The organism is Pedobacter sp. ASV12 (genome assembly GCF_016429155.1).
In the GTDB taxonomy this organism is placed as follows: Bacteria; Bacteroidota; Bacteroidia; order Sphingobacteriales; family Sphingobacteriaceae; genus Pedobacter.
Genome location: NZ_JAELUC010000060.1, coordinates 1 through 25,275, shown reverse-complemented (window position 1 = coordinate 25,275; position 25,275 = coordinate 1). Strand labels below are relative to the sequence as shown.

23 protein-coding genes are annotated in these 25,275 nt (G+C 43.8%); 8 read left to right on the top strand and 15 right to left on the bottom strand.

Annotated elements, in window-relative coordinates:
• Positions 1–134 precede the first annotated feature (134 nt).
• Both JHD69_RS13900 and JHD69_RS13895 read left to right on the top strand, forming a co-directional pair.
• Positions 135–311: a FeoA family protein gene (locus JHD69_RS13900; protein ID WP_370583495.1), complete on the top strand. Its 177-nt coding sequence runs from the start codon at positions 135–137 to the stop codon at positions 309–311.
• A 2-nt stretch (positions 312–313) separates the two neighbouring features.
• Complete coding sequence (locus JHD69_RS13895) at positions 314–2,173, top strand: Nramp family divalent metal transporter (RefSeq protein ID WP_199140943.1); 1,860 nt, start codon at positions 314–316, stop codon at positions 2,171–2,173.
• Here JHD69_RS13895 and JHD69_RS13890 read toward each other — a convergent pair.
• Entirely contained in the window at positions 2,170–2,625 is a 456-nt protein-coding gene (locus tag JHD69_RS13890; RefSeq protein ID WP_199140942.1) for a thioredoxin family protein, read from the bottom strand. The two genes, JHD69_RS13895 and JHD69_RS13890, sit on opposite strands and share 4 nt — an antisense overlap.
• A gap of 1 nt (position 2,626) precedes the next feature.
• Entirely contained in the window at positions 2,627–4,912 is a 2,286-nt protein-coding gene (locus JHD69_RS13885; protein ID WP_199140941.1) for a TonB-dependent receptor, read from the bottom strand.
• Between the two features lie 428 nt (positions 4,913–5,340).
• On the opposite strand from JHD69_RS13885, the gene smpB reads away from it, so the two are divergent.
• The gene (gene smpB / locus JHD69_RS13880; protein ID WP_199140940.1) at positions 5,341–5,790 is read left to right on the top strand and encodes an SsrA-binding protein SmpB; all 450 of its coding nucleotides are present in this window, start codon (positions 5,341–5,343) and stop codon (positions 5,788–5,790) included.
• Between the two features lie 7 nt (positions 5,791–5,797).
• Here the strand turns inward: smpB and JHD69_RS13875 are convergent, their stop codons facing one another.
• Positions 5,798–6,454 (bottom strand): protein-L-isoaspartate(D-aspartate) O-methyltransferase, encoded by a 657-nt coding sequence (locus JHD69_RS13875; protein WP_199140939.1) that lies wholly within the window; start codon positions 6,452–6,454, stop codon positions 5,798–5,800.
• A gap of 208 nt (positions 6,455–6,662) precedes the next feature.
• Here JHD69_RS13875 and JHD69_RS13870 point away from each other — a divergent pair, with 208 nt between their 5' ends.
• Positions 6,663–7,343: a hypothetical protein gene (locus JHD69_RS13870; protein ID WP_199140938.1), complete on the top strand. Its 681-nt coding sequence runs from the start codon at positions 6,663–6,665 to the stop codon at positions 7,341–7,343.
• Here the strand turns inward: JHD69_RS13870 and priA are convergent.
• Positions 7,340–9,817, bottom strand: coding sequence for a replication restart helicase PriA (gene priA, locus JHD69_RS13865; protein ID WP_199140937.1), 2,478 nt, complete (start codon positions 9,815–9,817; stop codon positions 7,340–7,342). The two genes, JHD69_RS13870 and priA, sit on opposite strands and share 4 nt — an antisense overlap.
• A complete protein-coding gene (locus JHD69_RS13860) occupies positions 9,817–10,203 on the bottom strand; it encodes a DUF423 domain-containing protein (protein WP_199140936.1) in 387 nt (128 codons plus the stop codon). The genes priA and JHD69_RS13860 overlap by 1 nt, the downstream gene beginning before the upstream one ends.
• Before the next feature lie 91 nt (positions 10,204–10,294).
• Between JHD69_RS13860 and JHD69_RS13855 the strand changes: the two genes are divergently transcribed.
• Together JHD69_RS13855 and JHD69_RS13850 are read left to right on the top strand one after the other, a co-directional pair.
• A complete protein-coding gene (locus JHD69_RS13855; RefSeq protein WP_199140935.1) occupies positions 10,295–11,878 on the top strand; it encodes a hypothetical protein in 1,584 nt (527 codons plus the stop codon).
• A gap of 5 nt (positions 11,879–11,883) precedes the next feature.
• Positions 11,884–13,299, top strand: a complete 1,416-nt coding sequence (locus JHD69_RS13850) for a DUF5723 family protein (protein WP_199140934.1) — start codon at positions 11,884–11,886, stop codon at positions 13,297–13,299.
• 56 nt (positions 13,300–13,355) lie between these two features.
• Here JHD69_RS13850 and tsaB read toward each other — a convergent pair whose 3' ends face one another.
• The 7 genes from tsaB to JHD69_RS13815 form a co-directional block, all read right to left on the bottom strand.
• The gene (tsaB, locus tag JHD69_RS13845) at positions 13,356–14,042 is read right to left on the bottom strand and encodes a tRNA (adenosine(37)-N6)-threonylcarbamoyltransferase complex dimerization subunit type 1 TsaB (protein WP_199140933.1); all 687 of its coding nucleotides are present in this window, start codon (positions 14,040–14,042) and stop codon (positions 13,356–13,358) included.
• A gap of 105 nt (positions 14,043–14,147) precedes the next feature.
• On the bottom strand, positions 14,148–14,378 hold the full coding sequence (yidD, locus tag JHD69_RS13840) for a membrane protein insertion efficiency factor YidD (RefSeq protein ID WP_199140932.1): 231 nt from the start codon (positions 14,376–14,378) through the stop codon (positions 14,148–14,150).
• Complete coding sequence (gene rnpA, locus JHD69_RS13835; RefSeq protein ID WP_199140931.1) at positions 14,365–14,763, bottom strand: ribonuclease P protein component; 399 nt, start codon at positions 14,761–14,763, stop codon at positions 14,365–14,367. The genes yidD and rnpA overlap by 14 nt, the downstream gene beginning before the upstream one ends.
• Before the next feature lie 66 nt (positions 14,764–14,829).
• Positions 14,830–14,988 (bottom strand): 50S ribosomal protein L34, encoded by a 159-nt coding sequence (rpmH, locus tag JHD69_RS13830; RefSeq protein ID WP_008241331.1) that lies wholly within the window; start codon positions 14,986–14,988, stop codon positions 14,830–14,832.
• Between the two features lie 134 nt (positions 14,989–15,122).
• Positions 15,123–15,860 (bottom strand): LytR/AlgR family response regulator transcription factor, encoded by a 738-nt coding sequence (locus JHD69_RS13825; RefSeq protein WP_199140930.1) that lies wholly within the window; start codon positions 15,858–15,860, stop codon positions 15,123–15,125.
• A complete protein-coding gene (locus JHD69_RS13820; RefSeq protein WP_370583494.1) occupies positions 15,838–16,899 on the bottom strand; it encodes a sensor histidine kinase in 1,062 nt (353 codons plus the stop codon). The genes JHD69_RS13825 and JHD69_RS13820 overlap by 23 nt, the downstream gene beginning before the upstream one ends.
• A 26-nt stretch (positions 16,900–16,925) precedes the next feature.
• Positions 16,926–17,753, bottom strand: coding sequence for a LiaF transmembrane domain-containing protein (locus tag JHD69_RS13815; protein ID WP_199140929.1), 828 nt, complete (start codon positions 17,751–17,753; stop codon positions 16,926–16,928).
• A 294-nt stretch (positions 17,754–18,047) separates the two neighbouring features.
• Here JHD69_RS13815 and JHD69_RS13810 point away from each other — a divergent pair, with 294 nt between their 5' ends.
• On the top strand, positions 18,048–18,926 hold the full coding sequence (locus JHD69_RS13810; RefSeq protein WP_199140928.1) for a ChaN family lipoprotein: 879 nt from the start codon (positions 18,048–18,050) through the stop codon (positions 18,924–18,926).
• 65 nt (positions 18,927–18,991) lie between these two features.
• On the opposite strand, the gene mscL is transcribed toward JHD69_RS13810, so the two are convergent.
• A complete protein-coding gene (gene mscL, locus JHD69_RS13805; RefSeq protein WP_199140927.1) occupies positions 18,992–19,426 on the bottom strand; it encodes a large conductance mechanosensitive channel protein MscL in 435 nt (144 codons plus the stop codon).
• A gap of 180 nt (positions 19,427–19,606) precedes the next feature.
• Between mscL and rpoN the strand changes: the two genes are divergently transcribed.
• Entirely contained in the window at positions 19,607–21,082 is a 1,476-nt protein-coding gene (gene rpoN / locus JHD69_RS13800; protein ID WP_199140926.1) for an RNA polymerase factor sigma-54, read from the top strand.
• A gap of 83 nt (positions 21,083–21,165) precedes the next feature.
• Here rpoN and JHD69_RS13795 read toward each other — a convergent pair whose 3' ends face one another.
• Together JHD69_RS13795 and JHD69_RS13790 are read right to left on the bottom strand one after the other, a co-directional pair.
• Positions 21,166–22,179, bottom strand: coding sequence for a PorP/SprF family type IX secretion system membrane protein (locus JHD69_RS13795; RefSeq protein ID WP_199140925.1), 1,014 nt, complete (start codon positions 22,177–22,179; stop codon positions 21,166–21,168).
• 2 nt (positions 22,180–22,181) lie between these two features.
• On the bottom strand, positions 22,182–25,275 hold a 3,094-nt coding region (locus JHD69_RS13790; RefSeq protein ID WP_199140924.1), incomplete at its 5' end, for a PKD domain-containing protein.

The following is a 25,275-nucleotide window of genomic DNA, read 5'->3' as shown; positions in this document are numbered from 1 at the left end:
CCCCCCCCCCCCCCCCCCCCCCCCCCCCCCCCCCCCCCCCCCCCCCCCCCCCCCCCCCCCCCCCCCCCCCCCCCCCCCCCCCCCCCCCCCCCCCCCCCCCCACTTTTAGATGTGTATAAGAGACAGTTACAGGCGTGAGCGAGCACTCCTCTCCCTTTTTAAAACACTTGGAAAAATTAGGTCTTACCCTGGGCAAAAAATTAGAAATCATGACCATCACAGATTTCGATGGATCGGTAGAACTCTTGGTCGACAACCATAAACAAAGTATTAGCAGAGAAGTAGCCAAACACATTTTAATCAGCAAATAACCATGGACCAAAAGCAGTCGTTAAGCGAAGTACACCAAAGCGTTGTGACCAATAAACGGACCGGCTGGAAGCGGATTTTGGCCTTTATTGGTCCGGCTTACCTGGTTAGCGTGGGCTATATGGACCCTGGCAACTGGGCAACAGACATTGCCGGGGGCAGCAAATTCGGCTATCAGCTTATTTGGGTGCTGCTCATGTCAAACCTCATCGCTTTGCTCCTTCAATCGCTTAGCGCGCGTTTAGGCATTGTAAGGGGGCTTGATTTAGCTCAGGCTTCGCGAAATGCCTATCCCAAATGGGTTAATTTTCCGCTGTTTGTTCTAGCCCAAACCGCTATTATTGCCTGCGATTTGGCCGAAATCATCGGAATGGCCATTGGCTTGAACCTCCTGTTTGGCTTACCATTAATCTGGGGCATTTCCATTACCATATTCGATACCGTACTGCTCCTTTTCCTGCTCAACAAAGGCATGCGTAAAATGGAAGCCTTCATTGTTTCGATGGTATTTGTTGTAGGTATTTCTTTTTTGGTAGAAATGTTTATTGTAGAACCATCCATCAAAGAAATTGCCAAGGGTTTTGAACCTTCGATGCTATCTGGCGAGGCACTTTACATTGCCATTGGTATTATTGGTGCCACGGTAATGCCACACAACTTGTACCTTCACTCTTCTTTGGTACAAACACGAAAGTTTGAACGCGACAACAAAGGCATTCAAGAAGCCATCAAATTCAATTTCATCGATACGGCTGTGGCCCTAAATCTGGCGTTCTTTGTCAATGCGGCCATCCTGATCTTAGCCGCTGCCGCTTTCTTTAAAAACGGATTTCATCACGTAGCCGAAATACAGGATGCGCACCGCTTGCTGAACAACATCTTTGGTTCGGTAGCCCCCGCCCTCTTTGCCATCGCTTTAATTGCCGCTGGCCAAAGCTCAACCGTAACCGGAACTTTGGCCGGACAAATTATCATGGAAGGCCATTTAAATTTAAGAATACAGCCTTGGCTACGCCGATTGATTACCCGTTTGCTGGCTATTATTCCGGCATTTTGCACTATCCTCTTTTTTGGCGACGATGCCCTAGGCGGCTTATTGATTTTAAGTCAGGTGGTACTGAGCCTGCAATTGGGCTTTGCTATCATTCCACTCATCCACCTCACTTCCGACAAAAACGAAATGAAAGGCTTTGCCATTAAGCCTTGGGTTAGAATATTGGCTTGGACAAGTGCCATTGTCATTGTTAGCCTCAACATTAAATTGGTAATCGAAGAAATCAGCAACTGGCGAACTGCTGCTGGTGGCTGGTATATCGACGTAATTGTAATTCCTGTAGCTGTATTAACGGCCTTGCTGCTAATTTACATCTTTATCTATCCACTCATCAGCAAAAGGCAGCGCGTTGGTAATGTGCCGCATGGCGATGCCTTGGCCATTAGCAATATTGAAAAAATCAGTTACCATAAAATCGGGATTACGGTAGATTTTTCTGCAAACGATCGAAATACGATCAGACATGCGCTGATCCAAGGCGGAAAAAACGCGCATTACTACCTTATACATGTGGTTGAAACTGCAGCGGCACGCTACCACGGCCAAAAGGCAATGGACCACGAAACACAAATCGATACTGAGAATCTCGAAAAATACAGGTTAAACCTGATGGACTTGGGCTACGAATCGAGTACGCATATTGGTTTTGGCGGTACAGCAAAAGCCATTGCCAGCATCAGCAAGCAAAATAACATCCAGCTATTGGTAATGGGTGCGCATGGGCACAAGGGCCTTAAAGATCTTATTTTCGGCACAACGGTTGATTCGGTAAGGCACAAAGTAGATATCCCCGTACTTATTGTACGCTAGCGCCTAAAATAGGCAAGCACTTTTTTAAGTTCGGCAACCCCCATAAATCCTTCCCGTTGAAAGCTGATTTGGTTTTGCTGATCAAGAATAGCCAAAAACGGGAAAGCCAGCTTTTTTTGATTGGGCATCAGGGCTATTGCCAATTCATGGACACCTTTGCTGGCTTTAAAAACAAAGGTATGCCCACCATAGCTAATTGGCGATTGCTCTTCCGCATTCAAGGCAATCCAATAATAGTTTTGCTTAAGTTGCTGTTGGATGCTAGCTTCGCCAAACACTTGCCGTTCCATCGCTTGGCAATAGTTGCACCAATCGGTATAAACAAATACCAACACCTTGCGTTGCGCTATTTTTTGCAAACTATCCAATTGCGCAAAACTAAAGGCCCGCAATTGGGTTTTCGCAGACCCGATCACCAAAAGCATGATCCATGTAACCACCAGTCTCTTCATGCTAATTGATGCTTAAGCGAACACCTAAAAAACCTCTGATGCCCTGATTGGGCGCATACACATAATTGGGATCGAATGTTAAAGCATAAGGATTATCGGAAGTTGGCACGACCTGCCCATTGGCCCCAAACTGTACATTTTTATCAAAAGGATCATTCGTACGCGCGATGATGAACGGAGTTCCTTTGTTTGGCGTGAAGTTCAAGAGGTTTTTGATACCGCCGTAAATTTCAAGACGCTTAAAACCGCTGTAGGTGAATTGAATATTCTGGATGCTCCAGGTTGACGAAAAAGGCCTTCGCGGATCTAAGCTGCCCAACAAGGGTAAACGCATCGGGCCATATACATTACCAGTATAATCGATAGCCAAATGCATTTTATTGACTTTATATGAAACGGCCCATGTACCTGAAAATTTCTCGGTTAAAAGTTGCTGTTTCTTGATGCCACCTTCTGTTAGGCTTACATCCTGATAAGTTAGTCCGATATTCGCTTTTAAGCCGTTGGCCAAAGCCATGTCTATGTTGCCTGTTAAGCCTTTGCTTACGGCATGGCCATTTAAATTGTTGTAAATAATCTGATTGGGGTTGGTTTCGAAATCGCCTACAATCCGGTTATTGAAATAGGTATAAAAGGCCGCCAAATCAAAGCCAAAAAATGAGCCGTTATCCAAATAAACCTTGGTTAAATAGTTAAGGTTAACATTATAGGTACGCTCTGGCTTCAGCTGATTGGGCACCACCACCTCGCGTGCGCCTGTTAAAGCGGCATGATCTTCGGTAAACAGATTTACCACCCTAAATCCTGTTCCCGCATTCAACCTGATGATGTTTTGCTCATCTATACTCCACTTATAGGCCAATCTTGGGGTTAAAATATGGCCATGTATCGAGTTGTAGTCGTATCTTAACCCAGCCAACAACGAATGAGCCTTGCTAAGTTTCATTTCGTCTTGTACAAATACGCCAGGTAAAAATGTACGCTCCGGCTGGTTATGCCGATCGGCTAAATCGGCAGAGGCTGTTGCCGGCGTATTGTCGTCGTAATAGGTATAGCGCAAAGCCGAACCGAAGAGCAAATCGTGCCGGCCAATTTTTTTGTCCCAGGTAAGCTGACTAAAGGCTATTTTTTGTTGCGCGATGTAAGACACATCGCCATACCTGCTGTTTTGGTCATGATTGGTTAAAGAAAAAGCCAAGAAAAATTTTTCCTTGATCGGCAACTGGTAATTGCCAATCAGTTCGAACCTTTTGGTGTAAATACTCTCACCATATACTTCGTTGCCACCCCGGTAAGATTTGTTCCAATTCATTTCTCCGCCCCACCTGTCTTCGTACAAAAAGCGACCGGCCAGCGAAAACAGCCTGTTGTCTTTACGGTCGACGTTCCATTTTTGAAACAGCGAAATCCGATTTTGCAAGGTTACATCTGTAAATCCGTCATGGTTATGGTCTACCTTGTTTTGAAAATTGAAGTAATTAACACCGGTAAGTACCGCCACCCTTGGCGATACCTTCACTTTAAAACCCAAATCCGTATTGTACTCGCCGTAACCGGTAGCCATGGCATCAGCCGAAAACAAGGCGGCATTTTGTACCTTTTTGGTAATGATATTGATCAAGCCTCCTACCGCCTCGCTCCCATACAATGACGAAGCGGGACCTTTAACCACTTCAATCCGTTCTACCAACGCATTCGGTATGCCCGACAAACCGTAAACCGTTGACAAACTGCTCACAATGGGCATTCCATCTATCAATACCATGGTATAGGGCCCTTCCAGGCCATTAATATGGATATCACCTGTATTGCAGATATTGCAGTTGAGCTGAGGCCTTACGCCATTTACGTTCTGCAGTGCATCGAATATGCTGGGTGTAGGATTCTTCTTGAAAAATTGAGCCGTATAAATCTCGACAGGCACCGGACTTTCTAGCCGTTTGATTTCCTTTTGTGTACCCGTAACCACTATTTCATGCAGCTTTTCGTCGATGGTTTCTAAAGCAATGGGCAACAGCAGCGTATCTCTTTGCAACCGAACAGGCATAGTTAGTATTTTATAGCCCATGGCATTCACCTTAAGCGTGTAGTTACCCGGTTTTAGGTTTGCCAATACAAAACCGCCTAAGCTATCAGTAACTGTTCCAATACCCAAGCCTACCAATTGCACGCTTGCCTTGTGTATAGGTTCTTTGCCATCCGATAGCTTGCCGCCTACTTTAATAGACTGTGCTCTTGCTGCTGTAAACAGAAAAACAAATAAAACAGGAAGGATAATTCTTTTCATAATCAATTATTAGTCTTGCAAAAATATAAATTTAGATTAATCTAAAAAATAAATCAACAATACATTTTTTTATATTTTGACAGACCTTAATTAGATATACGGGATAAGGGTCATCAAAGGCGAACGATTTCAATTCGGTTTTCAATTCATCTTGCTGTGGCAGACATTTTCAAGATTGGCTACAATTTGTTTAGTTATCATTTCTTGTCCAGTAACGAGACGAAAGGGTTTGATTTTTTATCATGGTTATAGCTATTTATGGTATGTGCCATGCGATAGTCAATAGCAACATTGACGCAAATATAATAGCCTGACTTTTAAATGCAACATAATTGCATTTAAAATTTTCAAAAGCAATTCTTTAAAGGCTTTTGTTGTGCCAAGAGAAGAAATAAGGATTTTAGCTAATAAATACCGATATTTGCCACATGTCAAAAGATATACAGATCAAAAACAAAAGAGCTTATTTCGATTACCACATCTTGGAGAGTTTTGTGGCCGGCATTGCTTTGCTGGGCACTGAAATCAAATCGATAAGACAGGGAAAGGCCAACATGACCGATGCTTTCTGTATGTTTATTGGCGATAACCTGTATGTAAGAAACCTTCATATCTCCGAATACAGCCATAGTTCTTTTTATCATCACGACATCAAAAGAGACCGTGTTTTGCTTCTGCAAAAAAGGGAACTTAAGAAACTGAAGGTTAAAGGTGAAGAAAAAGGCTATACCATCGTGCCTTTGCGCATTTTCACCAACGAAAGGGGCTTTGCGAAAATCGAAATCGCCTTAGCACAAGGCAAGAAGGAATTTGACAAACGCGACAGCATCAAAGAGCGCGAAAGCAAGCGCGAAATGGACAGGGCGCTGAAGTTTTAATAGTGGTCTACCAAGCCTGGTCGCCTACCAAAGGCACAAAGCGAAAAGTATCTAGTTCAATTTTATCGTAATCGTTTTCGCTTACACGGATTACCGTAAGCATTTTCTGCGATTTTTCGTCGCCGACCGGAATAACCAGAATACCTCCTATTTTCAGCTGTTTCAAAAGGAGTTCGGGCACAAAGGGCGCACCAGCCGTTACAATGATCTTGTCGTAAGGCGCATACTCTTCAATGCCTTTAGAGCCATCACCAAGAAAGAAATTCGCTTTATAGCCCATGCCTGGCAACACTTTAAGGGTATGGGCATACAAATTGGCCTGGCGTTCGATGGTATAAACCTTGGCGCCAAGCTCCATGAGGATACAAGTCTGGTAGCCAGAACCCGTGCCGATTTCCAATACCTTGTCGCCTTTTTGGATATGCAGCAGCTCTGTTTGGTAAGCTACGGTATAAGGTTGAGAAATGGTTTGTCCATCACCTATTGGAAAAGCAATATCCTTGTAGGCCTGGTTCCAGAAAGTTTCGTCGAAGAAAAAATGACGGGGCACCTTGCCTATGGCTTTCAGTACGCGCTCATCGCTGATGCCTCTTTCCCTCAATAATACAACCAGTCTTTTTCTTGCTCCCTGTTCTCGGTAATTGTCTACAAACTTGTACGCCATCTTGTTCCAAAAATAAGGGTTTAAACAGTAAATCGGGTTATTTTTATTTACGGTTAGCGATTATTTGCCGATAACCAACACAAAATCAATCCCAAAAATTATCCACAAAACCATAAGGCTTAAAAAATATGTCTAAACAACTATAGATGTACTGATAAATCGCCAAATAATTTTTACTTTTGAAATCGATATATATTCCTATTATAGTATGAAAAGATTTTTGGCGAGTGTTTTTTGTTTATTGGTTTCATCGGTTGCTTTTGCACAATTAGACGGCAACTACAACTATAGCATCGGATTGCGGGGCTATAGCTTGATGCAGATGCCAAAAATATTAAACCAGGTCAACTCTCAGGATTATACCCATACATTTGCCAATGGTGTGCTCATCAAGTTTAACGACAATCAAATCGGCTATCGCTTAAGTGGCAACTATTTCAGGAACAACATTACCTTTTTTAACCAATGTACCAATTGTGAAATTGCCACTGGAAAATCAACCGACTATTCATTTAAGCTAGGTTTCGAAAAAAGCATCAATTACGCAATCATACAGCCTTATTTTGGTGCCGATGCAGGTTTTCGAGCCAACCGTTTTACCGGCGAAATCAAAAACAACAATATCAAGAGCAACAGCATGCCTTATATGGCTGATGCAGATAAAAACGGTTTCGTTTTTGCTCCTGTGCTGGGCATCAAGATAAATCCACTTAAAAACATCTCTATTTTTGCCGAAACAAGCTTGGATTTCTACTATTCGTACGAACGCCAGGAAACAACCCAACAAGATGCAGGCAATACCCGAACTTTTGTAAAATACAACAAATGGGAGTTCCTGCTTAATCCTGTTTCGGTAGGCATACAGGTTCATTTGGCAGGCCGAGACTAATAAGGATCTACATCTATTTGCGTAATTACGCTCTTAAAGTCTTTTTGGGCGTTAAAATCCCTGATAGTATCTTTTAAAATGGTTTTCACCTTTTGTACAGGTGCTGCCTTTTCTATTTTAATGATAATCTGCTTAATGTAGTAATTTCTGATACGGGCCACCAGGGGTTGCTCTGGACCTAATATCCTGTTGCCCAGCTGTTGCCTAAGCGCACTAGCCAGCTGATTGGAGGCGACTTGAAGCACATGGGCATCCTTGTGTTTGACGTTTATAAAAATCAAACGGGTAAATGGCGGATAGTTAAACTGTTTGCGCTCGTCCATCTCGTCGGCATACATTTGCAGGTAGTTGTTTTCCATCACCTGCTTAATGATCCGGTGCGAATCGTCGTAGGCCTGGATGCAGACTTTTCCCTGCTTATCTCTCCTGCCCGCTCTGCCTGCCACCTGGGCCAACAACTGGTAACTGCGTTCGAAGGCCCTAAAATCGGGGTAATTGAGCAAGGTATCGGCATTGATTACGCCAATAAGGCTCACATTATCAAAATCGAGCCCTTTGGCCACCATTTGCGTACCAATCAGCACCTGTGTTTTTTTATCCTGAAAATCGGAGATGATTTGCTGCAGACTGTTTTTGGTCCGGGTGCTATCCAAATCCAGGCGGGCTATTTTTGCTTCGGGAAAAATGAGGCTCAGTTCTTCTTCTATGCGCTCGGTGCCAAATCCTTTTTGTTCGATATGTACCGAACCACAGGCCGGGCAAATGTTAATGCTCGATTGGTGGTAGCCACAATAATGACAGTGCAATTTGCCACTGGTTTTATGGTAAGTAAGGCTTACGTCGCAGTTTACGCATTTGGGTGCATAGCCACAGGTTGCGCAAATCAAAATAGTGGCATAGCCCCTACGGTTTTGAAATAAAATAACCTGCTCTTTATTTTCAAGCGCTACAGCCATATCGTCTATGAGCACGCTGGTAAAATAAGAGGTCATTTTTTTACGCTTTGTTTCTTCGGCAATGCTGACTACTTGTTGCAGGGGCAGTTGTACGCCTCCAAACCTTTCGTTGAGGGTAACCAGCGCATATTTGTCGGTTTGCGCATTGTAAAAGCTCTCGATAGATGGCGTTGCCGAACCAAGCACCACTTTGGCCTGGTGCAGATGCGCCAGGAAAACGGCAGCATCGCGGGCTTGATAGCGTGGCGCGGGTTCGTGTTGCTTGTACGAAGCTTCGTGTTCTTCGTCAACTACAATCAGTTTGAGTTCTTTAAAGGGCAGAAAAACAGCCGACCTGGCACCCAGCACTACTTGGTAGGCGCCGTTTACTACTTTATTCCAAATTTCTACGCGTTCGTTGTCGTTGAATTTAGAATGGTAAACCCCAATCTTATCGCCAAAATATTGTTTAATGCGTTCTACGATTTGGGTGGTCAATGCAATTTCGGGCAATAGAAACAATACCTGTCCGCCATTGGCAATAGCCTTTTCGATCAGTTTGATGTAGAGTTGCGTTTTGCCCGAAGCGGTAATGCCGTGCAACAGCACCACATCTTTTTCTTCAAAGCCTTTTTGCACTTCGTTAAAGGCATGTTGCTGCGCTGGACTGAGCTCAAAATTCACTTCAAATTCATCGCCTGTCTGATTCAATCGGCTTACCTGTCTTTTTTCCAGGCTAAAAATATCTTTATCCAATAAGGCCTTGAGGGCGGCTTGCCCGCAGGCGCTTTCTTCGAGCAACAGCTGCCTTGGAACAGCCTGGTCGGTTCGCGACAGCTTGAGATAGGCCAACAAGGCATCCAATTGTTTGGGTGCCCGTTCTAAAACGGCAAAAAGTTGCTTCAGGTTTTCCTGATCTTGATAAAACGGATTGAGTTTGATGAATGATTTGAGCAGCGGCTTGTATTTTTCGACCACCTCTTCGGCCACAAAAATGATTTCTTTGGCAATAAGCGAATTGATAATGGGATACACGGTTTTTTGTCCCAGCAATTCGACCACATCGTCTATGCTCATGCGCTGCTGTTTTTGCAGCACCTGAAAAATAAGTTCTTCTTTTTCGGTCAGCACCAGTTCTTCGGGCAATTCCTCTCTGATTACCAAAATGGTTTCGCTGGCCAGTTTTAGTCCAGTAGGCAAGGCGGCCGACATCACATCGCCTTCATTGCAGAGGTAATAAGAAGCAATCCAGTCCCAAAACTCGAACTGTTTAGTATTAATTACGGGTACATCGTCTACTACATCGATAATATACTTGGCCTGATAAAATTCTGGAGGCTGCGTACCGATGCTTTTAACCAGCGCCGTATACATTTTATGCTTGCCAAACTGCACCACTACCCTTTTGCCTACCCCAATGCGATCGTTCAGTTCATAAGGAACCCGATAGGTATAGTTGATGGCCAGCGACAATGGCAAAATCACCTCCACAAAGAGAGTTTCTCTTTCAGAAAAATCGGTAGGCTCGGCAAACTGCATTATTTATCTCTTAATGCGGCCATAAACAGGCTGATCCAGCCCAAAATAAAACACAGGCCGCCAATTGGCGTAATCGGGCCAATAAAGCCTGCAAAAGCGAGATGGAAACTGTCTTTTAGCGCCAACAGGTATAGCGAGCCCGAAAACAATACGATGCCCAGGGTAAAAAACACGTAAGCAAATCCGATAAGCTTGTTTTTATAGCGGGCAAAGGTAGAAAGGTACAACAGGGCAAAAGTGTGGTAAAACTGGTATTCTACCCCTTTCTGCCATATAGCTAAAGCAGAGGCGCTGATGGAGTTTTTAAGTCCGTGCGCACCAAAAGCACCTAATACAACTGCCAATGCCCCAAAAAAAGCTGCAGTTAGGATGATCCGTTTATTCATAAGTTATCGGCTTTATACGGTTGCTAAATTAAGAAAATGCCCTTATAATCTCTGTAATCGCAAAATTAAATTAAATTTGTGAACAAAGACCATGAAAAGAATTTACATCATACTCAGTGTTTTATTGCTCGGAATCATAGCGATGGTCTATGTATATTTTTCTAGCCTGAATACCGAAGCCAATGCCAACGATCTATCCCTGAATGCTGCCGCGGCCAACTCAGGCGTGATATTCAGTTTTGAGAACGATAAAAGCTTTTACGAGATCCTAAGCGGCCAAAATCTTTTTCAGCCCCTGCTCGGCGAAACAAAGATGGCTTCGATCAGGTCTCTGAAGGCCAATCTCATCGACCAGCCCGAAATCAACCGACTTATTGAAGGCCAAAAAATCTATATAGCTTTTGTACCTAGGGCCAACAATGCCATTGATTTTATCGTGAGCACGCAACTCAAATCCAACATCAAAAAGAAGCTATCCTTACCAGATTTAGGCTTAAAAAACGTCAAAATCAAACAAACGGGAACAAGTTATGAATTGAGTTTTGCCGACAGCACCGTTTGCTTCATCGCGATTGAAGACCAACTGGTTATGGTATCGAACACCTTGGAAGCCATCCAGCAGTCGCTACATCCTAAAACTGCGGTAGACCACGATTTTACGGCTTACATTAAAGCCAACAGCCGTTTCAGCAAAAACACTTTGGCCAGCCTTTACCTTAATTTCAACAAAATGCCTTTGTTGCTGCAGCAAATATTGAGCAGCAATCTTAACGGCGAGCTGGGCATTTTAAACAAGCAGAACAGTTATGCTTCGCTCAACTATAATTTCAGCAGGGAAAAACTGCTATTCAACGGCAGCACTACAATTAACGATGCCAATAGCTATTATCAGTTGTTTTCAAAAATCCAGGAGCAGAAAATCAGCATCAACAACATTGTTCCGGATAAAACAGCCAATTACAGCCTCTATGCCATTGGCGATTATGCGAACTGGAAAAAGGAGCTTGACCATTGGATAGCCAAACAAAAAGACGGCGATAAAACCGTCAAAACAACAGCAAACATCAAGCAACAATACGGTTTGGACCTGGACCAGATTTTTCCGAAGTATTTCAAAAACGAACTGATTGCCTTTCAGCTTAATACCGGCGAGAAGTTTGGTGCCATTGCCCTTAGTAACGGCGAAAAGGTGAACCAGCTTTTGCTGGACATCAGCGCCTCTTACGCACCCGACATCAGGATTTTTAAGGAAAATAATATTCCCTACAGCTATTTTGGCGAGCCTTTCAAAAAATTCGAACGACCATTCTTCACCATCATAGACAACTATTTGGTGATGGCCAACAATGCCAGCAGCGTACAGGCATTTTTAAACAGCTACAAAAGCAACCAGTTGCTTGTTAACGATGCCGCCTATCAAGGCCTGGCCGACCAGCTTTCTTCATCGAGCACAATTTCGTTCTATGTAGGCAACAAAAACGCCAACGATATTTTTGGCCGCAACCTCAAACCGGCTTATTATAAACAATACCAATCGAAAAACGGGCTAAGAACTTTTGATTCTTTTTGTTATCAACTGGCGGGTGATAATGGAAAGTTTTTGACTAATTTGCTTTTGTATAAAAAACCAGAAGCAATTACAGCCAAAGCCGATACTTTGCAAACTACCCCATAGTGGCCATGAAAAAGAAATACTTCCTATTGTTTGGATTAATCTGCCTGTTTAGCCAGCTTAAAGCGCAACAATATGCACTGTTTAATACCAGAACCTTGTTCGATGCGTTCGAAAATCCGGCAGTAAAGGCCTTTACCCTAGACAGTTCGGGCAAATATGCCTCCAATTTTCTTTTTCCCAATTTAGGGTTCAATGCGGCAGGCGGGGGTAGTGCGCAGGATGTACTGCGGAAACTGGCTCAAGAGCAGGTGAACGATACCAGAGGTCTGCCCATAGGTACCGGGGCCATCAACAAGCTCTATCAGCAGACCAATTTGTATGTGCTTACCTTCAGGATTTTCAATTCTTACAAATACAACCAGGAAATCGGCTTTGCCTGGCAGATCCGATCGGATGCGCAGGTAGCCTACACCAACGAATCGCTGGCCATTTTCGATTCCTATAAACGCTTCCAAAATGTGCCTTATACCGATATCTTCAACGACAAGGGCTATGCACAATCGTACCACCAGTTTAGTGTAAGTATTCGGGAAAACTGGGACAAAAGACTGGCATTTGGCGCCAAATTGAGCTTATTGAGTGGCATTACCTATAATTCGATCCGCATAGACAATTCTTACATTTTTGCCGATGCTTTTAATGACCGTTTAGATCTTGGGCTTAACGGCACCTACAAAGGCAGTTTTATACAAAGCGACGAAATCAACAAGAAAACCTTTATTCCCACCTTCAAAAACCCAGGAATATCCATAAGCCTGGGCACGACCTATACTTCTAAATCAGGTTATTTTATCATGGGCAACATCAAGGATTTAGGTTTTATCAAGTGGAGCAAAAGTTCGCATGTGGCTAAGTTTAACCAGCTGAAAAGCATTTACGAGCTCTCTACCCGTACCAATTCGGAAATCAATCAAGAGATTACCGACATGGCACGAGACATAGACCTGCAAAAGGGTTTCTTTGCCGCTACCAATGCCAAGGCCGACTTCCTCGTTTCCAGAACTTTCGGTTTCTACAAGCCTAGCTTTATTGTTTCCAAAAACCTTTTTCGGCCAGGTGGCGATGTTGCCTTGGTTAATACTTTCAAAATCGACAGGTTTGCCGCCAGCGTAACGCCATTGTATAATTTCAACAATTTTATGATGATTGGTTTGCAGGCCATGTACCAAACGCCAAATTTTGAATTCTTTTTAGGCACGGACAATGTAGGCAAAAGCATTTCATTGGGCAAAGGCATCAGCCAAAGCGATGCAAGCGTAGGCAGCGGCTATGTGGGCGGTTCATTTTACCTGGGCATGGGCATTAAGTTTGGCCGTACGGTAGAGCATCCGCAAAACCTGAGCACCATGCCGGGTGTAAACGGCGAAAAGGTATACAAAGGCTTTTTCAGGAGCATGTACGAGTTTTTCAGGAAACTGTAATAAGAAAAGAACATGGACCATAGTCTATGGCCTATTTAACTATATGTTCAAGTGGCCTAAAGCTTGTTCTTTGGTGTGGTAAACACAAAATCTTTCAAGTAGAACGGCTCAAAGTAGGCTACATTTTCAAAAGCTTCTCGGTTGAAAGCCTCGTAGGCAAGCCTGCTCATGTAGGTGGCCGAATTGAAATTTGCATCAGAAAAATGGGCATTGGGATGTTCCAATACGGGAGCACATTTAGCCGCTCCATCACCAATAAAAGTCACAAAATGATTATCCAGCTCTAACACAAAGCTTTTTTCGTCTATTATTTTGGCATTTACGGCTTCCAGGCTTTGCAATTTGTTGTCGTATACGGCCGTAAAAACCTCCATCCGTCGGGCATCGATCATCGGGCAGATCAATCCGCCGTAGTTAGGATGATTCTGCAAAAAGCCATTAGCCATCATTTGCAGGGTTCCAATTGCAATTAAAGGCTTATCTAAAGCAAAGCAGAGCCCTTTGGCCGTCGATACGCCAATTCTTAAACCGGTATAAGAACCCGGCCCCTTACTTACCGCTATGGCATCTAATTGGGCGTAGCTGAGCTTGGCCATTTGCAACACTTCGTCAATAAACAAAGTGAGGTTGGCCGCATGGACATGCTGACCGGCCTGTTCCTTAAGCGCAACAGTTGTGCCGTTTACCGACAAAGCCACCGAGCAAACCGGCGTAGCCGTTTCTATTTGAAGTATTGTAGCCATTTTCAGGCACAAAAGTAAAAATTAAAGGGCAAAGACTTGGGAAGAATGATAAAATAATCTCTTAATTGTTGAAAGACAATGAACTGTCCATTATAGCCTTCCCCGCTAAGGAACGGGATCATGTCCGTGCCTGCCCCAGGGATGGCAGCTGGCAATGCGCTTCAGTGTAAGCCATCCGCCCTTAAACGGCCCGTGCTTTTTAATGGCCTCTACCCCATACTGCGAACAAGTAGGCGTAAAGCGGCAACTTGCCCCCAACAAAGGCGACAAAAAAAGCTGATAGAGCTTAATGATGCCCAAGAAAAGCCAGGAAAACAATTGCTTAATGAATTTCATCGGCCGGCTGGATTTGGGAAACCAATTTTTGGAGCGCAACCGAAAGCTTCTTTTCAAAAACGCTGTAGTCGTATTTTGCTTTGCCTACGTATTGCAATGACAGCAGCAACAACTGGCCTGGCTGATTTAAAAAAGGATAAAGCTTTGTTTCCTTCTGCAGCCGATAGGCTTCGCGGGTACGTCTTTTGATCAGGTTCCGATCAACCGCATGCCTGTAGCGCTTTTTGGCTACGTTGATAACCACCTGTGCGGGATATTTGTGCGGTTCGGCTACCAGCAGAAAGGTAATGCGAAAGGGATATAATAAAAAAGAAGAACCGTTTTTAAAGAGTAAGTCTAAATATTTCTTACTACACAACCGTTCTTCTTTGTTAAATCTATTCATTTTTGATTGCAGTTTGGCAGCATAGCTGATCTGCGAACTCCCCTATTGAGGCGATGCAATCAAAAATTATGCTTTATGACGACGCTCGTCAGAAACTGATAATTTTTTTCTTCCTTTTGCACGGCGAGAAGCTAATACTCTTCTACCGTTTGCTGTAGCCATTCTTTCGCGGAAGCCATGTTTGTTTCTTCTCTTTCTTTGCGAAGGTTGGAAAGTTCTTTTCATAACTGTATAATATCTTAACTAAGTTTTTAAATAAGAGGTGCAAATATAACGCGATTTTTCTACAAATGCAAAAATGATTTCTTTTTATTTTTATCAACCAAGCTTCCCAACCTCAAGCCTGCTGTTCTTTTGCATTAAAGGCCTAAAGCCGCTTTCAGTTTTACATAGCCCGTTTTGCTCACCGGCAACCAGATATCTGATTTGAGCAACACAATGTAGCTGTCTTTTTCTTTCAGTTCTATTTTGGTGACCTGAGCCAGGTTAATGATGTAGGAACGGTGAATACGGATAAACTGTGAAGGGTCTAAAGTCTGCTCGAAGAAACCCATGGTCTTATTCTTATGGAAATTGCCTTCAGAAGTACTGAGCTTTACATAATCGTCGTCCGCCTCGATGTAATGCAGTTCGCTAACCGGAATAATTTTGATCACTCCCGCGCTTTTCACCACAATACGGCTGTTTTGTGCAGGCGATAAGGAAGCGGTTTCCAGCAATTCCTGGCTGCTGTTCTCTTCTTTGGCCAGTTTGGCCGGCAGTTTTTGCATGGCCTGTTCAAAACGGATCTTTTCGATAGGCTTGAGCAGGTAATCAACAGCATTTACTTCAAAAGCCTTGATGGCGTACTCGTCAAAAGCCGTGGTAAAAATAACGGCCGGCGGGTTTTCTACCAGTTCCAGCATTTCAAAACCGCTGATCTTTGGCATCTGCACATCCAAAAATATAAAATCAGGTTTGTGCTGGGTAATTGCTTTCAGGCCTTCAAAGCCATCGCAGCACTCGGCCACCACTTCAATATCTGGATAATCTTTCAAATAGTGTTTTACCACATCGCGTGCTAATGCCTCATCGTCAATTAGTATCGTTCTTATCATCTTTCTGCGGTATTTTAAGTGTGGTAATATACAAATTATTGTCTTTTGTTTCGGTTTGCAATAGATTACTGTCGGCAAATAACAGGTACAGTCTGCGCCGTATGGCCGAAAGACCAAAACCCGTACCCTTGCTGGCTCTCATTTCGGGATCGAAAGGATTGGCTACACAAATAACCAAGGCCTTGTTTTCCAGTTTTACTTGAATGGTAATGGTAATGGCGTTCGAGGTATTGTAAAGGCCAAATTTGATGGCATTTTCTACAATAGGCTGCAACAAGGTACCTGGCAGACATAAGCCCAGGGTTTCTTCGGCAATTGCTACGTCTATGTTTAGGCGATGGCTGAACCGTACTTTTTCAATATCGAGGTAAAGCTGGATGTATTCCATTTCGTCGGCAACGTTTACCCAAACCTCATCGTCGCGTTTTAGGGTGCCGCGCAAGAAAGCGGCCAGCTTGGTGATCATGGTGCCGGCTTCGGTTGGATTGACAATGGTAAGCGCATACACCGAATTGAGGCTATTGAACAAAAAATGGGGCTGCAACTGATGCCTCAACTTGTTCAGTTCTGCTTCTTTGGCCAGATTTTGCGCCACGAGCAGGCGTTCCTGGGTTTCCGACTGTTCTTCTATGCGGTACCACAAAATAATGGACACGGCGCACCAGCTAAGGCACAAAAACGCAACCAAGGCCCTAAAAGGCAAAGAAAAATCCAAAAAACGGATGTAATCCTTCTGTTTGCCAAACAAATAATGCAAGCCGTACTTGGATAAAAGCACCGCCACCAGGGTAAGCACCGCCGTAAGCAATACCAAAAACAGCAGGCGTTCTTTTTTGGGCTGGTAATAGCCCAGCATATTGCTCAGCACCATACAGCCAATGGCCAATAGTCCATTGCTTACAATGCTATCGGCCAAGGCAATTTGCCAATTAAAATCTAAGGTAAAGTAAAGCATGGCGGACCACGCCGCTATCCAGCCTCCCAAGAAAACGCCACAGGCCAGCTTAATTCGACTTACTGATAATGGAGTAATTGTCACGGGCTGAGTTTTAGGTAAAGACCCTGTTAATAGTTTCTGATATCCACCCCGCCAAACAACGCGATCCCTCTAATGATCAATACTTTATCTACCCCTTCTGCCAAAGGCTGGATGCTTCTTTTATCGTCTAACCCCCCAAAGACTGCGGTTACTTCAGATTTCACCCTCCATCCCGGAGGGACAATAATCTTGGCGCCTCCAAAAATCGCGGTTACATCGATGGTTATTTCACCCTCAAAATCGGCTTGAGTAAGGTTCAGGTCGCAGCCGCCAAACACCGCCACAATTTCGCCACCTTTAAAGTTTTTAGAAAACACGGCTTGATGGCAGCCTCCAAAAACATTTACTGACTCAAGGTAATCGTTGCTGCTATTTTTTTTTTCTTCTTCCGAGGCTACTATTGGCTCTTCGCCGCTAAACTGATGAGGCTCATTGCCAAATCTTCTGTTCCACCTGTCGCCCCTCCTGTTCCACTTGTCGTTTCTTCTTTTCCATCTTTCGGCATGATCTTGATATGTACTTTTTGGCTTAATGAGAATAAACAGTCCCAGCGCAACAATCAGACAGGGAAATACGATTTTCGAGAAGTTGATGGTATCGCCAAAGGCATTTTCCAAACTGAAATAAGAACCAATCAATATCATGATAAACCAGCCGCTGTGCCTAAAGTTGTGCTTAAAGCCAACCAGTAAACCAATGGCGATTAAAATGTTGCCCCAGCTAAAAAGCCAGCGTGGCAAATCGAGGCCTACGTTGTCTAGCAGAATGAGAGCGCCTACAACGATGATGATTAATCCTGCCCAAACCTTGCCCGAGCGATTAGTCACATTTGTATTATTATTATTGTTTTCCATTTGTTTCTTCAATTATTATACACCAAAGGTAGTGCAAGTGCCGCTGCCAGCCAATGGCATTCTCCTGTTTGCAGGCCAATTATCGGTAAAAAGCATTAATTAATCGGTAAAAATATTAAAACAATTAAAGTAGCGAAAATCCGCTTCAGGGAGCAGGGCCGACAATTGCAAATTAGCCAATTTTGCCGATGCCAAAGCAACAACCGGTGCCAGGCCCCAAATCATAGGCAACAAACAACGGCTACCTACTTGAGGTATAGCCGGCAAATGTTTACTTTAGCACAAAAAAACCAGATGACCAGAAAACACCTTTTACTTGTTGCGGCCTTTATCTTGCCATTGCTGGGCTTTTCGCAAGACCTTTCGAGCCATTACAAAATCTACGATGTTAAAAAGCAAAAGCTCATCAGTATCGACGATATCATTACCGATTTGGACAAGGCCGACGTCCTTTTCTTCGGCGAAGAGCATAACGATTCTGTTGGCCATTACCTAGAAGCCGAAATCTTCAAGAAAATTGCGCTGGCCTACCCGGGCAAAGCGGCTTTGACCTTAGAAATGTTCCACACCGATGTACAACCGGTAATTAACGAATACCTCAGTGGCATCATCAGCGAGAAGAATTTTATCAAAGAAGGCCGTGCCTGGAATAATTATAAAGACTACAGGCCAATGATCGAATGGGCAAAAACCAATAAACTGGATGTAATTGGGGCCAATGGCGCAGCCAGGTACAGCAATGTGGTCACCAAATCAGGATTGGATGCATTAAAACAATTGCCTGAAGGCTCCAAGCGCTTTATCGCCCCCTTGCCAATCGACACCGCGACCGGACGCTACTACGACAAGTTTATCGAAACCTTGGGCGGACACGGCATGGGCGGCATGAAAGTATACCAAACGCAAAATTTCTGGGATGCCACCATGGCCTGGAGTATCGCCACTTATGCCAAGAACAACAAGGGCAAAAAGATTTTTCAGGTAAACGGCCGCTTCCATAGCGACGAAAAGCTAGGCACCTTAGCCAAACTGAATAAATATGCACCCAAACTCAAAATACTGAATATTTCTTCGTTTGCGCCCGACGATTTTAGCCAACCCAACTGGAACAGCTATAAAAACCTCGGCGATTACATTATCTTAACTGATCCAACGGTAAAGAAAACCTTTTAACCTTTAAAACAAAAAACGTCATCCAGCTGATCTGAATGACGTTTTTTTTTTGAAGTCTGTAGTTCTTATTTGTTTTTCAGCAAATCTCTGATTTCTGATAAAAGCACTTCTTCGTTGCTAGGTGCAGGTGGCGCAGCGGCAACTTTCTCTTCCTCTTTACGTTTCATTGCATTAATAGCCTTTACCATCATAAAGATAACGAGCGCCAGCAGCAGGAAGTTAATAGCCACTGTAATAAAATTACCATAGGCAAAAATAACAGCTCCGTCTACTTTCCTTGCGTCGGCCAAGGCTGTACCAACCTTTACGTTGCCTTTTAACAAATAGTACATATTGCTAAAATCAGGTTTGCCGATAATGGCGGCCACTACTGGCATAACCAGGTCATTTACAACACTATCAATGATTTTACCGAATGCACCACCGATGATCACACCGACTGCCAAGTCCATTACATTACCCTTAACAGCAAATTCTTTAAATTCTTTAACAAAGCCCATAAGCAGTTTTTAGATGAACAATCTTGTTTAATTAAGTGAATTAAAAATAGCAAACTTTAACATCAATGCAAGTATTTAAGTTGAAATAATTAACTATTTCTAAAAGAATAGACAGGCCGTACTTCAATAATCTAAAGCAAATGCTTATTTTTGACAACGATTCGTATCCAAACCTTAAATATGCTAAAACAACATTTACAGCAAAAGCTATTACAAAAGTTATCACCCCAGCAGATCCAGTTCATTAAACTGCTACAGGTGCCTACTGTTGCTTTAGATACTCGTATTAAAGAAGAATTGGAAGACAATCCGGCACTGGAAGACCCTAGCCTGATGACAGCCGACGAGCCCAAAAGCGAATACGACGACCTGAACGAAGACGGCGACGACTACAACCAGGATTCGGGCGACGACATGGGCAGCGACGAATTTAACGTAGAAGACTACCTTCAAGACGACAACACCAACGATTACAGCACATCTTACAATAACGGCGACGACGACGAAGACAAAAAGGAAACACCAATTGCCATTGAAAGCACTTTTTTTGAAAGCCTGCAGGAACAGTTAGACCTGGTACCGCTTTCTGATACTGATTTTATTGTTGGCAAGCAGATTATTGGAAGCCTTGACGATGACGGCTACCTGCGCAGACCGATTACGTCGATGATTGACGACCTGGCCTTTTCGCAAAACGTAATGGTGGAGGAAGAAGACGTGCTCGAAATGCTCAAAGTGATCCAAAGCTTCGACCCGCCGGGCATTGCCGCCAGAGACTTGCAAGAATGCCTGTCGTTACAATTAAAACGTAAAGACACCAATAATCCGATCATCAAAAAAGCTATTGCAATTGTTGAACACCATTTGGATGAATTTACGCGAAAGCATTACGACAAACTGGAAAAATCTGTAGGGCTAACCAGCGAAGAACTGAAAGAAGTTGTGGCCGAAATATTGAGGCTAAACCCCAAACCAGGCGACTCCAACCAGGTAACCACCAAACAGTTGCAGATTATTCCCGATTTCCATATTTCCAATAACGACGGCGTCTTGATCCTGACCCTCAACTCAAAAAATGCACCCGAACTGAGAGTGAGCCGTTCTTACATGGACATGTTCGATCATTACGACAAAGCGGCCCAAAAGGACAAGAAAATGAAAGAGGCGGTCCAGTTTGTTAAACAAAAACTCGACTCGGCCAAATGGTTTATCGATGCGATTAAGCAAAGACAGCAAACCTTGCTGAAAACCATGAATGCCATCATGCAGTACCAATACGAATATTTTTTAACGGCCGACGAGCGTAAAATGCGTCCGATGATCCTGAAAGACATTGCCGACAAAATCGGCATGGACATTTCGACCGTTTCGAGGGTGGCCAATTCCAAATACGTACAAACCGAGTTTGGCACTTTCCTGCTCAAATCTTTCTTCTCTGAGGCTATCCAAACCGAAACCGGTGAAGAAGTATCGAACAAGGAAGTGAAAAAGATATTGGAAGACTGCATTGGCAACGAAGACAAACGCAGACCTTTGGCCGATGAAAAACTGACCGAAATCCTGAAGGAAAGAGGCTACAACATTGCCCGCCGAACCGTAGCCAAATACCGCGAACAGATGAACATTCCGGTAGCCAGGCTAAGAAAAGAGCTTTAATTTTTTATTGAGTTAAACTGTTAACTGCTAACCAACAACTGTAAACTGATAACTGCAAATTGGTAACTGTAAACACGCAACTGTTACCACATACGCATAGAACTCATAACCTTATAAACATTGTTAAGCTGAAGGCCTAACACAATTTCATGGCTCCCGTAACTAACGTTATTGAGTTCAGAGGTTGTAAAATCGTAAGAATAAGTGAGGTTTACCAACCTGCTGATGTTTAACCCAGCCATGGCCGCAAAAGAATCATTGTGGCGATAGCTTCCCCCTACCCAAAAGCGATCTTTAAAAGAAACCTTCAAATTCACGTCAACCGAAACCGGTGTTGGGCTTACATATTTGACCATGAAAGAAGGAATGGCCGAAATCTCTTCGTCTAAGAACAGTTTGTAGCCTGCGGTAAGAAAAGCATGAGGTACTTCTTTGCCACTGTTGTATTTGGGATCGTTGGTAAAGGACAATTTTTGAGGCAAAATCTGCTGGGCAGAAACACCAGCAAAAAAACGAGCGCCATAAAGCCAAAGCCCAAGCGACAAATCAGGTTTTACCTGGCTTACAATGGTATTGTTTATTGCCGGATCGTTGGGGTTTTCAAAAGTAAGCTGGTTTACATCCAGTCCGATTCGGGTTAAACCGGCAGCCACGCCAGCCGAGAGATTTAGCGTTCCGGATAACTGCAAATGGTAGGCATAGGTTAAGCTGGCATCGAACCTCGAAATGGGCCCCACCTTATCAAGTACCATAACTACGCCCATGCCATGGTGTGCAGGCGAAGCGGTGTAGTTCTGCATGTAGTTGTCGCGCATCGGGTTGTCTTCCTTATCGGGCATAGAAAGCGCATTTTTCCACAGGTAATCGCTGCCCAGGTTCCAATGTGCAGCCAAAAAAGTAGTTTGCGGGGCGTTGTTTATGCCCGACCACTGTTTACGGTAGCCTGCTTTTACATCCATGTAGTTTTCAATGCCGCTAAGTGCCGGATTGAGTAGGTAATTGTTAAAAATATACTGGGTATATTGTGGTCGTTGCTGCGCAATTGCCGTTACCGACAGGACCATTATTATTCCTAAAATACAAATACTTCTTTTCAAAATTATCTAATAATGGTGACTGCTCCTGTTACACTTTTTCTGCCGTTGTTCGGGCTTATCACATAGTAATAAGTTCCTACCGGCAAAGCCTTATTGTTATAGTTTCCGTCGAATGGCACGGCATATCCTTTGCTAAAATATACTTTTTGTCCGTTTCTGTCAAAAATTTCGACAGAAGCGTTAGGATAGGTATCCAAATACTTGATGTTCCATACATCGTTGACTCCGTCGCCGTTTGGCGAAAAGCTACTGGGCGGATTTATATTCTGCAGTACATGCACCCAAACTTCGCTTGTTTCGCTGCAGCCCTGGCTCGAAGTAACCGTTAAGGTGTACTTGGTATCGGTCTGTGGGCTGGCAATCGGGTTTAACACCACATCGCTGCTTAAGCCTACTGCCGGTGTCCATTTGTAGCTTAGCCTTGTTCCATTGGCAGTGGCCTGTAGTTCTTTCTGCCCGCCAACAAATATGTAAACAGCTGGTTCAACACTCACAGTTGGTACCGGATAAACCTCGATAACCTGCGTTTTGGCATCAATGCATCCGTTTGTGGCGGTAAAAGTATAGGTAATGCTATGCTTGCCTACGCCTGCAATCCGTGGATCAAACTGGCCATCGGCCATCACTCCATCTCCACTAAAAACGCCCGTACCACTTAAACCCGATGCTTCGCTGGCTTGGAGTTGTGTTACTGGCGCATTAAAACACAGTGGAGCCAAGGCATTAAACGTTACCTCCGGAGAAGCCAATAAAACAACCGGCTTTGAAGCCCTGTTTGAGCAAATGCCCCCTGAATAAGCCACCATTTCGAGCATGATGGTTTTCGTTAAAGGTGCTGTAAAAGCAGGATAACTAAAGTTGTATAGTTTGCCTGGCAATGGATTTTCATCTTCGCTGTATTTTACGCCATCAATATACCATTCAATTCTGGTGATGCTTCCAAAATCGACAGTAGCAGCATTGCTGGCCGAAAAAGCCTGATTGCTGCACAAATTATTACCCACTACAAAATCTGCTTTTGGCGACGAGCCATTTACCACAAAAGGTTTTACTAAGCTTACACTACAACCATTGCCGTTAAAAACAGTCAAGGTGACGTTGTAATTGCCAACCGCATTGTATTTGTGTCTGCCGTCTTTTTGCGTCGAAGTATTTAACGCGCCAGAAGCCGCGTCGCCAAAGTTCCATAAATAAGTAAGGTTTGTGATTGTGCCGTCAAAATCTGTCGAATTGTTTGCAAAAGCAGCCTGGGCATCAGCCAGACACACTTCGGGCAATACAAAATCATTGGTAGGCAAAGCTGTAACCGTAATTTCCTGCGTGTAAGTGGCCGTACATCCTTTGTCGCTTTCGGCCACAAGGGTTACGGAGTACTTGCCGGGCGTATCGTATCTGTAATCAAAGGCATTTGCATCCGTTTTGTGCAAGGTTCCTTTTTGATCGCCCATATCCCAGGTCCATTTTACAATATTGCCTGAACTGATGGTCGATTGATCTTTAAAACTTACATCAGTATTGATGCAGGTGGCTACCCTTGCCTCGAACTTAGGCGTAATTTTAGGGTTGATGATGATTTTTTTCTCAAACACTTCCGACATACAGCCATTTTCGGCGCCAACAAACAGCTTGATGGTAAACTCGCCATCCGTTTGGTAAATATGTTTTGGATTTTGCTCGGTAGCAACAGGAGAATTATCGCCAAAATCCCACTGCCATTTGGTTATGCTTTTTTGAGCTACATTTGATATGCTTTTATCCGTAAAGACAATTTCCTTAGCTACACATCCGGCTGCATCGACCGTAAAATTTGCCGTCGGCAATGGGTCTACATCAACCGTAAATAACAATTCAATGTCGCCACTAAAACAGTTGCCAACGGTTTGTGGAATAGAGGCCAATGCAGAAAGCTTGAATTGGCCAAGCGCGACGAATGTTTTATTTACCGGTGCCAAATAGGTATAAAGGGTCTGTCCGGAAACAACGCTCTGTGTAGGCATAGGGTTTTGATCGTCGTACAATACGCTGCCATCTTCGGCCTTCCATACAATCCTGGTTAACAGGTAAGGCAGGGTAAGCTTAAAATCGGAAGGCTGACCTATGCATGCCGAACTCCCTTCAGCATTAGTAATCCTGTTCTTAATGGTTAAAAACTGACTGGTGGCCAGGTTCGTACCCGCAGAATAAGCATAGGACTCATGGTCGCCAAAACCATAGGCAATGGCATTAAAGCCATCATCGGCGCTCAGCGTCAGGCTTTCTTCAAAAACCTCTATTTGTATATAAGAGTAAGTTGCATCAGAGGGCAGGATTTGCCAATCCTCTGTGGGGGTTTTACCATTTACTTTAAATGAAGCCCGGGTACTGGTCTTCATAAAGATATTGATGTATTTATTTCTTATCGCTTCTAAATTAGATGAAAACACCGTAATGTTTTTGATGTTATACTCGATGGGATTTAAGACCACCATATCAGGGTCTCCTAACAAATTATCGGTGGGCACGGTGGCAATTTCATCCTGCGAGTAGGTAAATTGGGCCACAGAAATCGGTTGGTCTGCCTGGATCAGCATCGGTTCGTCTGAGCGTGGTATCTCATATATATCGCCTACATTAATTTTGCCAACCACCTTGCCATTAATCGTAATTGTGGTATTGTTTTCAGAAGGCAAAATCCGCCCAAAGAATGACCTCTTGTAAAACGGGACAACGCCATAGGTCCTGCCCCAGCTTGCTACAGGATATAATTGTTGCAACAGCGGGTCGTAAGAGCCAAAAAAGTAAGCTAAGCCCGAATGGCCTGAATATACCGCCATGGTTTTACAGGATGAGGATGCATCGTCAATTTCTACCAATGTACCCGTTAAGTCTAGCCCAGAGAGTACTTCATAAACATCGCCCGCCTTGGGCAAAACTACCTGTTCAACCTTTATGCTATTTGGCCTTTTGATGTTGACGTGTGTATCATCTTCTGTAGCAACAATGGTTAAAAAAGACATGCCTTCCAAGCCGTTTTTGATATTATTGGGTGCTGTGTTTCCCTCTGCACTCATAACGTAATAACGTTTTCCGTGCGATTCGAGTGGCCTGTCTCTTATA